We start from the raw sequence: 14,094 nt of genomic DNA, 5'->3' as shown, positions 1-14,094 counted from the left end.
TTGAATGATGAATGATAAACGATGAATGGTTTGCACCGGTAGATATTCATCGTTTATCATTCATCATTCTATAAAAAAGGCCCAGAACAGCAGTGCCCAGCCCGCGATAAGGGCCACGCCACCGAGGGGGGTGATCGCACCCAACCACGTAACGCCCGTGAAACAGAGTACGTACAGCGAACCCGAAAAGATGAGCGTACCGATCAGGAATGAATTACCCGACCAGTTCAGCAATTTGACTGTTGCGGGATTACTACCGAATAACTGCATCAACACACCAACCAGCACGAGGGCAAGCGCGTGATAGAACTGGTACTTAACCGCTGTCTCGAACGTCGCGGCCCGGCCGGTGGCGTCCAGCATAGTTCGCAGGGCGTGAGCGCCGAATGCACCAAGTCCCACGCCGATAAGGCCCAGAATAGCCCCGGCTTGAATAAAGAATTTCATACTATGTAGTGCCGAACGTCCACGTTCGGCGGGGTCTGTTTGCTTTGCAGCCGAACGTGGACGTTCGGCATTACCGCGCCCCGAAAATAGCGCTTCCCACCCGCACCAGTGTGCTTCCTTCGTCAACGGCAATGCGGTAATCGCCACTCATACCCATCGACAATTCGCGGAACTGGAGCATTGGCCGTTGAATTGCGGCAAGTTCATCGTACAACTGCTTCAGGCTGTGAAACTCCCGACGTACCTGATTTTCGTCGTCGGTGTTGGTGGCTAAGCCCATCAGTCCAACAATGCACACGTGGGTCAACTGATCCAGTTCGGGAGCACAGAGCAGGGCGTTGGCTTCGTCGGGCGAAAGGCCAAATTTAGTTTCTTCATCGGCAATATGAATCTGAAGCAGGCAGTCGATAACGCGGTCGTGTTTAGCCGCCTGTTTGTCGATTTCCTGTAACAGCTTCAAACTGTCGACCGAGTGGATCAGGGCCACAAAGGGGGCGATGTACTTAACCTTGTTCGTTTGTAAATGCCCGATCAGGTGCCACTGAACGTCGGCGGGCAGTTGCGGCTGTTTGTCGGCCATTTCCTGCACTTTGTTCTCGCCAAACAACCGGCAACCGGCGTCATAAGCCTCCTGCAACAGGGGAACGGGCTTCGTCTTGGTAACGGCAATCAGTTTGGCGCGGCCCTGTAATTCACTGTCAAGCCGGTGGATTGTGTCTGCAATCATAATTAGATAACAGTGGACCGAGACGGGCCGTTCGCGAATAATTTGCAAAATCAAGTCGATCCGTACGCGCAAACCCGTAGTTTTCGGCCGGTGGCTACCAAAACCGCGTAATTGGCGCAATAAATCGACAAATGCATTAGTTTTGGTAGCGAATTTGACCTCTAATGATCTGCCCAACTTATGACCCCAATAGAACCCCGACCCCAAACCAAGAACAATAGTCGCAGTTATTTGCTGGCTGCGCTACTTATTCTGGCCGCGCTGAACGTGCTGCTACTGTATTTCTGGTATCAGGAACGGCAGGATAATAAAACCAAAGACGCCACTATTGCCGCCCGAACGGAGGAAGTGCTGACCGTTAAAACCAGACTCGATTCGGTATCGGCGCAGTTGGATGCAAAGATTGCCGAAATTCAGCGACTCGGTGGCAGCGTGGACTCCCTGCTAAAAGTAAGGCAGCAACTGGAGGTTGACAAGCGCGAACTCCGCAACGTCACCTCCTTCGACAGCCGGAAATACAATCAGAAGATCCGCAACTATCAGGCATTGCTGGCCCAGAAAGACCAGGAAATTGTCCGCCTGAGAGAGGAAAACGGCTTGCTGGTGCAGCAAAACGATAGTCTCTCACAGGAAAACAGCGGTTTAAAAGCCGAGCGGCAAACACTCAGCGACTCAGTGGTGGCGGTTTCCACCAGAAATCAGGAGCTAAACGAAAAGGTAACCATCGCGGCAGCGCTCCGGGCTGAGAGCGTTACAGTCAATGCGCTTAATACCCGAGGCAAGGAGCGCGACGGTGGCAGCTACAAAGCAAAACAACTCGACAAAGTAAAAATATCGGTCAGGATAGCCCCGAACGGACTGGCCAAGCAGGACGACAAAGAGTTGTATTTGCGGATACTCGATCCCAGCGGAGCCGTTGTGTCGGACATGGCGACCGGCTCCGGCGAATTCACGTACAATGGTCAGGGCATGATTTACACCGCCATGCAACGCTTCCCATTCGACAACAGCCGCCAGCAAATTGACTTCGTGTATGGGCGCGGGGGCAGGCGCTTCAGCGAAGGCCGCCACGTTATTGAAGTCTACTGTGAAGGCTTCCGCATCGGCGAGGGCGAGTTTACGGTTCGGTAGCGTAGGGCGGTAATCATGGGGCAATGCCCTACGTTACTGATAAAGCCCCTTCAGGGCAGAACGTCAAAGGTCGCTGACTGCCTGTATTTGGCTGGCAGCAGCGGCTTTTGACGTTCTGACTTTTGAATTGCGACTAATTTTCTTACCTTTGCGCCCTCATTTCAAACCAATTAGATACAATGTTTCCCAATAACTACGAAACGGTGTTCATTTTAACTCCCGTTTTATCTGATATTCAGATGAAGGACGCCGTTGACAAGTTTCGCAAAGTGCTAACCGACAACGGTGCGGAGCTTGTTCACGAAGAAAACATGGGTCTGCGCAAGCTCGCTTATCCCATCCAGCACAAGAACACGGGTTACTACCAGCTCTTCGAGTTCAAAGCCCCTGGCACCACCATCGAGAAACTCAATACCGAGTATCTCCGCGATGAGCGTATCATTCGTCACCTGACGATTTCGCTCGACAAACACGCCGTGTCCTACAACGACCGGAAACGCAATGGCTTAGTGGGTAAGAGAAAACAAACCGAAAACGCCGGGGAGGCCAAGTAATCATGAGTCTGCAAAACGAATCCGTCTCAAAAACTGAGAACCGCAAAAAATACGACCGCTTCAAAAAAGCCGGTATCAAATACATTGACTACAAAGACGGTAATTTTCTACTGAAACTGCTCAACGAGCAAGGCAAGATTCTGCCCCGCCGGTTGACCGGTACCAGCCTGAAGAATCAGCGCAAAGTAGCCCAGGCCGTCAAACGCGCCCGTCATTTAGCCATCCTGCCGTACGTCGGCGATTCACTGAAATAAGTTAATCAGTTGGTCAGTCGATCAGTCAGTGAGTAGCTAACCGCATCAGTTACTCACTGACTGACTGACTAACCGACTAACGGACTCTAACAAATGAACATCATTCTAAAAACCGATATTGCCGGCCTGGGCTATAAGAACGACACCGTCACGGTGAAGCCCGGCTACGGACGCAACTACCTGATTCCGCAGGGATTTGCCGTAATGGCGACTGACTCCAACAAGAAAATTGTTGCCGAGAACATTCGTCAGGCGGCTCACAAAGCGGAGAAAATCAAGACCGAGGCCCAAACCATTGCCGACGGCATTGGCGACATGACGCTGACTATTCCTGCCAAAGCGGGTGAGAGCGGCAAAATCTTCGGTCGCGTTACCAACACTCAGGTGGCCGACGCACTGCGCGAAAAGGGCTTCGAGATCGACCGTAAGAAAATAACGGTCGACGATGTGAAAAACCTCGGCTCCTACGAAGCTTCCCTCGACTTGCACAAGGACGTGAAGCACAAAATTAAATTTGAGGTGGTTGCTGCCGACTAATCGTCTCGTCTGGCCTTCCCAACTAAATGCAAACCTCCCGGTCAATGGCAACTGCTATTGACCGGGAGGTTTTTTTGTGCCGATGGGCTTGTGAAATAGGTCGGCTTACTGAACAGACAGCACCTGACAGGGTAGACCATTAAACGTCACCACGTCACCCGCCCGGTGGCCCGCCAAGGCAGCTGCCACGGGTGAAGCGGGCGAAACGGCAAAATAGTCAGGCCCATCGAGCGTCAGTTTTCCCGCGCTGATGCTGATAAAGAAGGTGCCCCGATTGGTCGTGACTAAGCTGCCGGACTGAACGGTATCATAGGTCTTTTCTACGTTGAGCCGGGTGAGTTCCTGTTCCGTTTTTCGGGCTTCGGCTAATAGCTGAGCATACCGGTCGCGTTCGAGCTGGGCCATCGCCCGGCCGGTTTCGTATTTGTCGCCCGCGCTGCTCTTCGATTCCGAGTTAGCTGACTCCTGAGCCGCATCCATGGCTTGCTGAGCGGTGGCGATGCGTTGCTCAACATACTGCTGACAGCGGCTGTACAGGCTTTGTTTGATACTCAGCGAATCACTCATCATGTTGTTTTCCTGCAATTGGTCAAAGCGCCAGCTCACTGCAATCGACGCCAACCACCCGCATCACAGCACACTCGACCTCAATGATGAAGTCGATTTCGTCGGTGTTGTAGTAAAGTACGTCCCAGGCGTCGACGTATCCCTGAATACTGTCCCTGAATTCTTCCGGTTCGGTATCGCCGTCGTTGATCAGTCCCGTCAGAAAGTCGATAAACGCATTGACTGCTCCATTCATTTTCTGCCGGCCGGTTTCATCGGGCGGGGACAATTCCCGATTGATCCAGTCAGCATCGGGAAATTTTTCGTGGCTGCGGTAAAACGACAGCCGGGCCAGCATGTCCTCGGGCGTCAGTTTTGGTTTAGTCATGCGGTTTTCTACAAATTGGTTTTCTTCATTTCTGAAACCGCATAACTGACCGCCCTGTCCGTAAGTGCCATGTACGTAATTGAGGGGTTTTGCGAACCGGTCGAGGTCATCGCTGCGCCATCGGTTACAAACACGTTTCTGACGCTGTGAAGCTGGTTGTGTGCGTTGAGCATCGACGTTTTCGGGTCGCGCCCCATCCGGACACCCCCCATCTCGTGAACGTCAAGTCCAGGATTGCGGTGATCGTCGTAAGGTTTAATGTTTTTGCAACCTGCTTTTTCGAGCATGTCGGCTCCCTGTTCCAGAAAGTCCTGCATCATGCTCAGATCGTTGTCGGTGTAGCCGATGGACGTGACGAGTTGCGGTATGCCCCACGGATCTTTTTTGTCGGCGCTGAGCCGGACGTGGTTTTCACGACGTGGCACGGTTTCGCCCTGCATCATCATGAATACGTGCCACGGACCGGGTTTAGTCATACTGTCTTTAAATTCGGCCCCGAAGGTCTCCATCGTGGGTTGCCCCGTACTGCGGCTCGCGCTGAAGGCAACCATGTAACCCCGCTGAAACCGGGACGCCGGACCGCTCGTTTCCTGCTTATCGACGTTGCGAAAATTGGGCATAAACGCCGTTGTCGGGCGACGGCCGTAGTAGTAGTCATTTTCAAAACCCTCGTAGTCGGCCAGGATATTCCCCCGGTAATTATGGAACGCCACGTAGCGGCCCAGCACCCCGCTATCATTGCCAAGACCGTTTGGAAACCGGCGGGAGGTAGAGTTCATCAAAATCAGATTCGTATTCAGGCAGGCCGCATTCACGAAAATAATGCGGGCGAAATACTCAGTCATCTGCTTCGTATGCGTGTCGATCACCCGAACGCCGGTGGCTTTTTTCTTTGCATCGTCATAGATAATTGAATGCACGACCGAATCAGGCCGCAGGGTTAGGTTACCCGTTTTGGCCGCCCACGGTAGGGTCGACGAATTGCTGCTGAAATACGCGCCGTAGGGGCAACCCCGGTAACACAAATGCCGCGCCTGGCACTGCGCCCGGCCCTGGTCAAAATGAATTTGCTGCGGGTCGGTCAGGTGAGCGCACCGGCCAATGATCACGTGCCGATCCTTGTAGCTATCAGCGACGCGTTTCTGAATGTGCTTTTCGAGGCAGTTCAGTTCCCACGGCTTCAGAAACTCACCATCGGGCAGGGTTTCCAGCCCATCTTTATTACCGCTGATGCCCACGAACTTTTCGACGCGGCTGTACCAGGGCGCAATGGCCTCGTAGCGAATGGGCCAGTCGACAGCGGCCCCGTCGCGGGCATTGGCCTCGAAGTCGAACCGGCTCCAGCGCTGCGTTTGCCGCGCCCAGATCAGCGACTTCCCTCCCACCTGATAGCCTTTGATCCAGTCGAACGGTTTTTCCTGAACGTATGGGTGCTCCGCATCTTTGGCAAAAAACTGCTGCGTTCCCTCATCCAGCGCGTAACACTTGGTAGCAATGGGATTTTCGTTTTTGAAGGCGTCCGGCATTCGGCCCCGGTGCGGAAAGTCCCATGGGTTGAGCGTAGCGGTTGGGTAATCGACAATGTGCCGCACGTCGCGTCCGCGTTCCAGCACGAGCGTTTTCAGGCCTTTTTCGCACAATTCTTTAGCCGCGTAGCCCCCACTAATCCCCGACCCAATCACGATGGCGTCGTACGAATTCACTTTCTGGGCGTCGCCGTTGATAGTCATATAACTGCCCTTTTTAAGGTTACGATATTACGCATTAATTGCCCGGTAGCCAAAGCCTATCATTTTACTCGATTTTGTAAACAACCGCTGTTGGTTTTGGCTTACTCCCCAAAGTACAACCCAAACGCAACGTATGGAAAACCAGATCAAACCCCAACATCAGGACCAGCACCCCGGCCTGACGGAGGAAATGGACCCTAAACCCAAGTATATCCGGCATTTATACGTCGGGGCCGACAAACTCAAAGACAAAGTTGCGCTTGTTACGGGCGGTGACAGCGGTATTGGCCGGGCCGTTGCCATTCATTTCGCCCGCGAAGGAGCCGATGTCGCCATCGTGTATACCCCCGAAGAAGAGCAAGACGCACAGGAAACGAAGCAGTTGGTCGAAGCCGAAGGGCGGCAGTGCCTGACGCTGGCGGGTAACCTTCGGGAGTTAGCCTTCTGCGAACAAGTAGTCGCGGATACGGTGGCTCGGTTTGGCAAACTGAATATTCTGGTCAACAATGCGGCCGTGCAGTATCAGCACGAAGACATTACCCAAATTCGCGACGAGGACCTGCTGAAAACCTTCGAGACCAACATCTACGCGCAGTTTCGGGTTACGAAAGCCGCCGTGCCCCATTTGCACGAGGGAGACAGCATTATTAATACAACGTCCATCACCGCTTACCAGGGCCGCGCCGACCTACTCGATTATTCATCCACGAAGGGGGCGATCATGACCTTCACGCGGGCGTTGTCCAGCAATCTGGCGTCTAAGAAGATACGGGTTAACGCCGTAGCGCCCGGACCAATCTGGACGCCACTCATCCCGTCGTCGTTCCCAAAAGCGCAGGTGGCCATGTTCGGCAAAGACGTACCCATGAAGCGCCCCGGACAGCCGAGCGAAATCGCCCCGGCCTACGTTTATCTGGCATCGGAGGATGCATCGTACGTAACTGGCCAGGTTATTCACCCCAACGGAGGCACGATTGTAAATGGTTAAATTAGTTTGTAGTTCGTGGTTTGTCGTTAGCACTAACGACAAACCACGAACTACAAACCACAAACTGAATACTACGTTATGGAGCAAATGGAAATTGAAACTAAGCCCCAGCATCAGAATGCACAGCCGGGCTTAGAGTCGCAGATGGACCCGCAGCCCATCTACATACGCGACGATTACAAAGGAACTGGAAAATTGAAGGAAAAAGTCGTCCTGATTACGGGCGGAGATTCGGGCATTGGCCGGGCTGTGTCGGTGCATTTCGCCCGTGAAGGGGCCGACGTGGCCATCATGTACCACCCGCGTGAGGAGGAAGACGCCCAAAAAACCGCGTCGTTAGTGCGCATAGAAGGGGTCCGCTGCCTGCTGCTGCCGGGCGACCTGCGTTTCCTGGCCTCCATTCGGCAGTCGGTGGCTAAGGTTATCAGCGAGTTCAACCGGATCAATATTCTGGTTAACAACGCGGCTAATCACGTGGAGCAGAAGGAGTTCACCGATATTTCGGACGAGCAGATGCGCGACACCTTCGAGATCAACATCCTGGCGATGTTCCGGTTGACCAAAGAGGTGCTGCCCCACATGGCTGCTTACGACAGCATCATCAACACCACGTCGGTCGTGTCGTACCGGGGCAGCGAATCGCTGATCGACTACGCGTCTACCAAAGGGGCCGTCACGTCGTTCACGCGCTCATTGTCGCAGAACTTAGCCGACCGCAGCATCCGCGTCAACGGCGTGGCTCCCGGCCCAATCTGGACCCCGCTCATCGTGTCAACCAAAACGCCGGAGGAAGTAGCCAAATTTGGTAAGGATACGCCGATGGAGCGCCCCGGACAACCCGCCGAACTGGCCCCGGCCTACGTCTTCCTGGCGTCGGAAGATGCCTCGTACATAACCGGGCAGGTGATGCACGTGAACGGGGGCGAAGTGATTAATTCGTGATGTGAGACTGAAAAAACTTTGCCAAAGTTTAACCGGACCGCGCAGGTTTTGGCAAAGTTGATTGTCTAACTTTAAAGCCCTTCCGACACATTCGTCAGAACGGCTTTTGTTATGGAAACTCCCCTCGCCAACAGTCAGTTAACCGCCCACCCTGTTCCCCTCCACCCTGGCCTGCCGGTGCTGGGCAACACACTCGCGTTCCTTCGCAACCCACTGGGTATTCTGCATACGCTGCAACAGCGGTACGACCGTGTAGTGCACCTGCGCATTGGGGGGCGCCATCAGTATCTGGTTATGCAGCCCGAAGATGCCAAGCATGTTTTGCAGGAGAATCACCGCAACTACGGCCGCTCCCCGGCGTTTAACATACTGAAAATTTTTCTGGGCAACGGTCTGTTAACCAGCGAGGGCGATTTCTGGCGTCGGCAACGGCGGCTGGCGCAACCGGCGTTTCACCGGCAGAAGTTAGCAGCACTGGCCCAAACGATGATCCACGAAACGGCCGACTGGGTGGACGAATTAGGTCAGTTTGACCACCGGCAACCCGTCAATGTATCGCAGGCGTTTATGGACGTGACCATGCGCATCGTTTGTAAAACGCTGTTCGGCTCCGATGTGGTTGGTAAACTCGACGGTCTGTCGTCGGCCCTCGACACGCTACAGTACTACGCCAATCAACGGATGCTGTCGCCTATTCGGTTTCCGATGCACTGGTCAACGCCCGCTCACGTACGGTTCCGGAAGGCGGGGGTGCTGGTCGATTCGTTTATTTACAACGTCATCAATCAACGCCGGGGAGAGAACGCCGACAACCGCGACGACCTGCTGGCCATGCTCCAGAGTGCTCAGGACGAAGATACGGGTGAGCAGATGTCCGATCAGCAACTGCGCGATGAATGCGTGACGCTCTTTGGGGCCGGTCACGAAACCACCGCCGTTTCAATGGCTTGGACACTCCACTTGCTCAGCCAACACCCCCATGTGCTGGCCCGGCTACAAACTGAAGCTAAAACAGTACTGGGTGGTGCCCGAACGCCCCCACCCGACGCGTTTCGGGCGTTACCCTACGCCATGCAGGTCGTGCAGGAGTCGCTCCGGCTGTATCCACCAGCCTGGATTATGAGCCGGTTGGCCCTCGCCGACGACCCCATCGGTCCTTATACCATCCCAGCCGGAACGACTGCATTGGTCAGCCCGTACCTGCTACACCGCGACCCGGCCAGTTGGCCTGATCCTGACCGGTTCGACCCCGACCGATTTGCGCCGGGTCCCGGCGGGGAACCGCACGAGAGGCCGGGTGCGGGTGGCGCACAACCTGGTGATGATCGGCATTCGTATGCATATCTGCCTTTTGGGGGTGGACCGCGCTTGTGCATTGGCAATCAGTTTGCGCTGATGGAGATGCAAATTCTACTGGCCATGCTGGCGCGAACGTTCGCGATTGCTCCCGTAGCGGGCTGGAAAATTGAGCCACAACCCTTGATTACGTTACGTCCTAAACGCCCAATTCATGTTTACCTGAGTAAGTGAAATTACACTTTACCAGGAACTTGTGCAGCTAAGCGTTTCACAGCACCCTTCAAAACATAAACCGTAGACCGTCAAAGGTCATATTTGCATTTCTGCTGTGAAACACGATTGCATCTTTCGTAGCGGGGCTTGACTTTGTGGTCACTATAGCCAAACTTAGACAGTCCATTGATGTTCTGTTTCAATTCACCTTTAAAAGCGACACAATGAGACTACAAATGCACGCCGTTAAGTTCACGGCCGATCAAAATCTGCTTGATTTCATCCAGGCAAAACTTGATAAGTTAGACACCTTTCACGACCGTATCATCGGTGGAGAGGTGTTTCTGAGATTAGAGGGGGCCGACTCCAACAAGGTGAAGGAGAAAGTCGTGGAAGTTCGCCTGACGATTCCCGGCAAGGAGTTGTTTGTGAAGGAACACGACAAAAGCTTCGAGAGCGCCACCGACCGGGTGCTCGATGTGCTGAAAGATAAACTCGTTCGCTGTAAACAGAAACGAAGCGATTTCTCCAGCCCGGCCATTACGGAGGCTAAATCCAGACAGGAAGAAGAGGTTTTTGAACCTGACGAGCTATAGAGCGTTTTGCTCCTGAATGACAAAAGCCACTCCAAACGGGGTGGCTTTTGTCGTTTATGTACCTACGGGCTGAAGCCCGTATCGTAATATTGAGAGGCTACGGGCTGAAGCCCGTAGGTACATAAACTATAGCCCAAACGCTGTTTTTACCTGGTCGACAAAGTCAAGTTTCTCCCAGGTGAACAACTCGACTTCAACAGTTTTGGTGTGCCCGTTGGACCCGAACGTCTTGGTCACAATCTCATTCTTGCGGCCCATGTGACCGTAAGCGGCCGTTTCGGAGTAGATGGGATTGCGGAGTTTCAGCCGCTGCTCAATGGCGTATGGGCGCATGTCGAACAGTTGCGCGATTTTTTCGGCAATGACGCCGTCGTGCATGTCCACTTTAGCCGTGCCGTAGGTGTTTACGTATAAACCACACGGTTTGGCCACGCCAATGGCGTAGGATACCTGCACCAGCACCTGATCGCAGAGGCCGGCAGCAACGAGATTTTTGGCAATATGGCGCGTTGCGTAAGCCGCTGACCGGTCCACTTTCGAGGGGTCCTTGCCCGAGAAAGCTCCCCCACCGTGCGCACCCTTGCCACCGTACGTATCGACAATAATTTTGCGACCCGTCAGGCCCGTATCGCCGTGTGGTCCGCCAATAACAAACTTACCCGTTGGATTTATGTAGTAGGTAATGTCGCCATCAAACAACCCGTGCAGCTCAGCTTTCTGGGCGGCTTTCACGCGGGGAATAACAATGTTGATGATGTCCTCACGAATCTTGGCCAGCATGGTTAAGTCGTCGGCAAAGTCATCGTGCTGCGTCGAAACGACGATGGTGTCGATGCGAATGGGCTGATCATCGTCGGAATATTCGATGGTCACCTGCGACTTGGCGTCGGGGCGCAGGTAAGGCATCAGGTCGGTTTCGTGGTTGCGGATGGTCGACATCTCGCGCAGGATGGCGTGGGCCAGATCCAGCGGCAGCGGCATGTAATTGTCGGTTTCGTTGGTTGCGTAACCAAACATCATGCCCTGATCGCCCGCGCCCTGTGCGTTAGCCAGACTTTCGAAATCATTGCTGTCAGCCTGACGGTCAACGCCCTGATTGATGTCGGCCGACTGGTCGTGCAGGGCCGAAAAAATTCCGCACGAGTTGGCCTCGAACATGTATTCGCTCTTGGTGTAGCCAATTTTGCGGATAACGTCGCGGGTGATTTTCTGAACGTCTAAGTAGGTATCGGTTTTGATTTCGCCCGCCAGCACAACCTGACCGGTTGTCACGAGGGTTTCGCAGGCTACTTTACTGGACGGATCGAACGCTAAAAAATTGTCGATCAGGGCGTCGGATATTTGATCAGCGACTTTGTCAGGATGTCCTTCAGAAACGGACTCGGACGTAAAGAGGTAGGGCATTAGTAGCTCCGTATGACTTGGTTTGAACGCACAAAGCTAACGGTTTCCGGACAGAGGGCAAGCACCCGCACCGAACCGATTTAGCAAGCAGCTGGTCATCCGATCAGTTTCCGGCGCAGCACATCGAAAAAAGCGACGGTGAAGGGCCACGACGGATACGTAGCGAAAAACCGTAGCTCGTCGATAAACCCAGTGTCTTCATCTAAGAACCGAAATGCGTCGACGGGCCGATTTTTCGCGTAAAACCGCGTAAATATATCGTCGGCGGGGTGGCGATTCTTCTCCAGTACGTTCAGCAGCACACTATCATAAAGTTTAAACCGGCGGCTGAACCACGATGGCTTACGATTGGGCTTGCCCGTTTGGACTAAGTTACGGACAATGTCGCGCAGGTACTGTTGCGTACGCTGGAACGTGTAACCCGTTGAGGCTTTCGTATGCCCACCCGACGTACCAATCCGAACAATGTGCTCCGAGGGATTTTCCTGGGTCTTCGTGTCGCTCATGGGAATAACACCGTATTCGGTTTCCGTAATCTGGTACGTACCCGTATCCAGAAAACGGTTAATGTAGCGCCGGATGTCGGCGTCGTATTCCGCGTCCGTCAGTAGTTTATCGTTGAAGAGAGTAAACTCAACGAGGGCCGTCTTCGCATCAAATGGCATCACATACACGAACCGGCAATCGCCGTGCTGCTCCACCCGAAAATCCATTATTTCGGGCTTCTCCGGATCAAAACAAGGCTTCTCCGTATTGATTACCCAGCCCTTAAAATGCTGGAGGAGGTTATGGTTCCTCGGCTGATCGGTTTTGAGCGCAAATGTGCTGTCGAACACGTAATCGGCGATATACGGCTCGTCGTCGGCAATAACGAAACCGCCCTGGGGCGTGTCTTTTATTCGGTTAATGGTGGCCTGACGGCGTTCGATATTGGGCCACTTTCCCAATTCATTCTGCACGAAGGTGTAGAAGTCGATTCCCCGCAGCATCTTGTACTGATAGGTGCCGAGGTCGAGCGGACCAGCGTGGGTGGTGCCGTGGAAACTAACCGTGTTCCACCGCCGAAACATGATCGACTCGAACGGCCCGGCTCCATTTTCCCAAAAGCACCACGTCCGGTCGTTGCGGTTTTTCTGGTCGCGGTCCAAAATCAAAATCGACCGGTTGCGCAAGGGTGACTGCGTAATATAATACGCCAGACTCAATCCCGCCATGCCACCTCCGGCGATAATAAAGTCGTATTTTTTCATGCAGCAAAATAAAAGTCCGAACCGTCGGCCCGGACTTACTTCTATAAATAACGGCAATCGTCAATTGTTTGCAAAGGAACGGCTAAACTTACACATGCACGTGCTTTTCGGCGTGGTAGCTCGACCGCACCAGCGGCCCCGATTCTACGTATTTCAGACCCCGCATCAGGCCCTCTTCCTTATACATCGCGAACGTTTCGGGATGAATCCACTCAATCACCTCATGGTGCATCTTGGTCGGTTGCAGGTATTGACCCAAGGTAAGAATGTCCAGCCCATTCATGGCAAGATCGTCCATTGCTTTGAATACCTCTGCCTGCGTTTCGCCCAAGCCGAGCATAATGCCCGACTTAGTGCGCTGTCCGTAGGCTTTTGTCCGGCGAACCTGCTCCAGACTCCGCTCGTAGCGGGCCTGCGGCCGAACGCGCCGGTAGAGCCGCTCCACAGTTTCCATATTGTGCGACACCACTTCCTGACCAGCCGAAATCATGCGTTCCAGGGCGTCCCAATTGCCTTTAGTGTCGGGAATAAGCGTTTCGATAGTCGTTTGAGGAGATGCTTCTTTGATAAGCCGCACCGTTTGATACCAGATTTCGGCACCCCGGTCTTTCAATTCGTCACGGTTAACAGAGGTGATTACGGCGTGTTTGACTTTCATCAGCACAATGGCTTCGGCCACGCGCCGGGGTTCGTCCGTATCGTATTCATTGGGCCGCCCCGTAGCCACGGCGCAGAACGTGCAGCTTCGGGTGCAGATATTGCCCAGAATCATGAACGTGGCCGTACCGGCACCCCAGCATTCGCCCATATTGGGGCAGTTGCCGCTTTCGCAGATGGTGTGGAGTTTATGCTCGTCCACCAATTTGCGCACTTTGGCATACTCAGGACCGATAGGCAGCTTTACCCGCAGCCAGTCGGGACGTTTTTTCCGTTGTTCGGAGGGTATAACGGGTAGTTCGATCATGGGGCCTCATTCCTTTCCCTTAAAATTCGTTTTTGGGGCGTAAAGTTCTCTATAAATGTATAATGGTTAATGCACAATGAATAATGACAACTCGGTCATTATTCATTGTGCATTAACCATTATA

At 53.6% G+C, this 14,094-nt stretch carries 16 protein-coding genes; 8 read left to right on the top strand and 8 right to left on the bottom strand.

Annotation, left to right across the window (positions count from 1 at the left end; genetic code table 11):
* Positions 1 to 63: 63 nt before the first annotated feature.
* Both ACYVHB_RS00735 and ACYVHB_RS00730 read right to left on the bottom strand, forming a co-directional pair.
* Complete coding sequence (locus ACYVHB_RS00735; protein ID WP_461048666.1) at positions 64 to 447, bottom strand: DUF423 domain-containing protein; 384 nt, start codon at positions 445 to 447, stop codon at positions 64 to 66.
* Between the two features lie 70 nt (positions 448 to 517).
* Complete coding sequence (locus ACYVHB_RS00730; protein ID WP_461048664.1) at positions 518 to 1,174, bottom strand: YggS family pyridoxal phosphate-dependent enzyme; 657 nt, start codon at positions 1,172 to 1,174, stop codon at positions 518 to 520.
* 180 nt (positions 1,175 to 1,354) lie between these two features.
* Between ACYVHB_RS00730 and ACYVHB_RS00725 the strand changes: the two genes are divergently transcribed.
* The 4 genes from ACYVHB_RS00725 to rplI all read left to right on the top strand — a co-directional run bounded on the left by ACYVHB_RS00725 (position 1,355) and on the right by rplI (position 3,650).
* Complete coding sequence (locus ACYVHB_RS00725; protein ID WP_461048662.1) at positions 1,355 to 2,305, top strand: hypothetical protein; 951 nt, start codon at positions 1,355 to 1,357, stop codon at positions 2,303 to 2,305.
* A 179-nt stretch (positions 2,306 to 2,484) separates the two neighbouring features.
* Positions 2,485 to 2,859: a 30S ribosomal protein S6 gene (rpsF, locus tag ACYVHB_RS00720; protein WP_461048660.1), complete on the top strand. Its 375-nt coding sequence runs from the start codon at positions 2,485 to 2,487 to the stop codon at positions 2,857 to 2,859.
* 2 nt (positions 2,860 to 2,861) lie between these two features.
* Entirely contained in the window at positions 2,862 to 3,113 is a 252-nt protein-coding gene (rpsR, locus tag ACYVHB_RS00715) for a 30S ribosomal protein S18 (RefSeq protein WP_012925715.1), read from the top strand.
* A gap of 93 nt (positions 3,114 to 3,206) precedes the next feature.
* Entirely contained in the window at positions 3,207 to 3,650 is a 444-nt protein-coding gene (gene rplI, locus ACYVHB_RS00710) for a 50S ribosomal protein L9 (protein WP_461048658.1), read from the top strand.
* Between the two features lie 105 nt (positions 3,651 to 3,755).
* Here the strand turns inward: rplI and ACYVHB_RS00705 are convergent, their stop codons facing one another.
* Genes ACYVHB_RS00705 through ACYVHB_RS00695 form a run of 3 tightly spaced genes read right to left on the bottom strand, consistent with a single transcriptional unit; the run spans position 3,756 to position 6,314 of the window.
* Positions 3,756 to 4,217, bottom strand: a complete 462-nt coding sequence (locus tag ACYVHB_RS00705; RefSeq protein ID WP_461050004.1) for a 3-oxoacyl-ACP synthase — start codon at positions 4,215 to 4,217, stop codon at positions 3,756 to 3,758.
* A gap of 22 nt (positions 4,218 to 4,239) precedes the next feature.
* Entirely contained in the window at positions 4,240 to 4,584 is a 345-nt protein-coding gene (locus ACYVHB_RS00700; protein ID WP_461048656.1) for a hypothetical protein, read from the bottom strand.
* 8 nt (positions 4,585 to 4,592) lie between these two features.
* Positions 4,593 to 6,314, bottom strand: coding sequence for a GMC oxidoreductase (locus ACYVHB_RS00695; RefSeq protein WP_461048654.1), 1,722 nt, complete (start codon positions 6,312 to 6,314; stop codon positions 4,593 to 4,595).
* Positions 6,315 to 6,372: 58 nt separating this feature from the next.
* Between ACYVHB_RS00695 and ACYVHB_RS00690 the strand changes: the two genes are divergently transcribed.
* The 4 genes from ACYVHB_RS00690 to ACYVHB_RS00675 all read left to right on the top strand — a co-directional run bounded on the left by ACYVHB_RS00690 (position 6,373) and on the right by ACYVHB_RS00675 (position 10,352).
* Positions 6,373 to 7,302, top strand: a complete 930-nt coding sequence (locus ACYVHB_RS00690) for an SDR family oxidoreductase (protein WP_461050002.1) — start codon at positions 6,373 to 6,375, stop codon at positions 7,300 to 7,302.
* A 78-nt stretch (positions 7,303 to 7,380) separates the two neighbouring features.
* Positions 7,381 to 8,244 (top strand): SDR family oxidoreductase, encoded by an 864-nt coding sequence (locus ACYVHB_RS00685; RefSeq protein WP_461048652.1) that lies wholly within the window; start codon positions 7,381 to 7,383, stop codon positions 8,242 to 8,244.
* 111 nt (positions 8,245 to 8,355) lie between these two features.
* Entirely contained in the window at positions 8,356 to 9,774 is a 1,419-nt protein-coding gene (locus ACYVHB_RS00680) for a cytochrome P450 (protein ID WP_461048650.1), read from the top strand.
* A 206-nt stretch (positions 9,775 to 9,980) separates the two neighbouring features.
* Entirely contained in the window at positions 9,981 to 10,352 is a 372-nt protein-coding gene (locus ACYVHB_RS00675) for an HPF/RaiA family ribosome-associated protein (RefSeq protein ID WP_461048648.1), read from the top strand.
* A gap of 126 nt (positions 10,353 to 10,478) precedes the next feature.
* On the opposite strand, the gene metK is transcribed toward ACYVHB_RS00675, so the two are convergent.
* From metK to lipA, 3 genes are all read right to left on the bottom strand, one after another.
* Positions 10,479 to 11,756: a methionine adenosyltransferase gene (gene metK / locus ACYVHB_RS00670; RefSeq protein WP_461048646.1), complete on the bottom strand. Its 1,278-nt coding sequence runs from the start codon at positions 11,754 to 11,756 to the stop codon at positions 10,479 to 10,481.
* A 95-nt stretch (positions 11,757 to 11,851) separates the two neighbouring features.
* Positions 11,852 to 13,006: a lycopene cyclase family protein gene (locus ACYVHB_RS00665; protein ID WP_461048644.1), complete on the bottom strand. Its 1,155-nt coding sequence runs from the start codon at positions 13,004 to 13,006 to the stop codon at positions 11,852 to 11,854.
* Between the two features lie 88 nt (positions 13,007 to 13,094).
* Complete coding sequence (lipA, locus tag ACYVHB_RS00660) at positions 13,095 to 13,970, bottom strand: lipoyl synthase (RefSeq protein WP_461048642.1); 876 nt, start codon at positions 13,968 to 13,970, stop codon at positions 13,095 to 13,097.
* Between the last annotated feature and the right edge of the window lie 124 nt (positions 13,971 to 14,094).

This window comes from Spirosoma arcticum (assembly GCF_054779955.1).
The sequence above is the reverse complement of the archived record's forward strand: the minus strand, read 5'-3'. Positions and strand labels throughout refer to the sequence as shown.

Coding starts and splice junctions, on each gene's coding strand:
- ACYVHB_RS00735 (WP_461048666.1), bottom strand. CDS start 447: ATGAAATTCTTTATTCAAGCCGGGGCTATTCTGGGCCTTATCGGCGTG.
- ACYVHB_RS00730 (WP_461048664.1), bottom strand. CDS start 1,174: ATGATTGCAGACACAATCCACCGGCTTGACAGTGAATTACAGGGCCGC.
- ACYVHB_RS00725 (WP_461048662.1), top strand. CDS start 1,355: ATGACCCCAATAGAACCCCGACCCCAAACCAAGAACAATAGTCGCAGT.
- rpsF (WP_461048660.1), top strand. CDS start 2,485: ATGTTTCCCAATAACTACGAAACGGTGTTCATTTTAACTCCCGTTTTA.
- rpsR (WP_012925715.1), top strand. CDS start 2,862: ATGAGTCTGCAAAACGAATCCGTCTCAAAAACTGAGAACCGCAAAAAA.
- rplI (WP_461048658.1), top strand. CDS start 3,207: ATGAACATCATTCTAAAAACCGATATTGCCGGCCTGGGCTATAAGAAC.
- ACYVHB_RS00705 (WP_461050004.1), bottom strand. CDS start 4,217: ATGAGTGATTCGCTGAGTATCAAACAAAGCCTGTACAGCCGCTGTCAG.
- ACYVHB_RS00700 (WP_461048656.1), bottom strand. CDS start 4,584: ATGACTAAACCAAAACTGACGCCCGAGGACATGCTGGCCCGGCTGTCG.
- ACYVHB_RS00695 (WP_461048654.1), bottom strand. CDS start 6,314: ATGACTATCAACGGCGACGCCCAGAAAGTGAATTCGTACGACGCCATC.
- ACYVHB_RS00685 (WP_461048652.1), top strand. CDS start 7,381: ATGGAGCAAATGGAAATTGAAACTAAGCCCCAGCATCAGAATGCACAG.
- ACYVHB_RS00680 (WP_461048650.1), top strand. CDS start 8,356: ATGGAAACTCCCCTCGCCAACAGTCAGTTAACCGCCCACCCTGTTCCC.
- ACYVHB_RS00675 (WP_461048648.1), top strand. CDS start 9,981: ATGAGACTACAAATGCACGCCGTTAAGTTCACGGCCGATCAAAATCTG.
- metK (WP_461048646.1), bottom strand. CDS start 11,756: ATGCCCTACCTCTTTACGTCCGAGTCCGTTTCTGAAGGACATCCTGAC.
- ACYVHB_RS00665 (WP_461048644.1), bottom strand. CDS start 13,006: ATGAAAAAATACGACTTTATTATCGCCGGAGGTGGCATGGCGGGATTG.
- lipA (WP_461048642.1), bottom strand. CDS start 13,970: ATGATCGAACTACCCGTTATACCCTCCGAACAACGGAAAAAACGTCCC.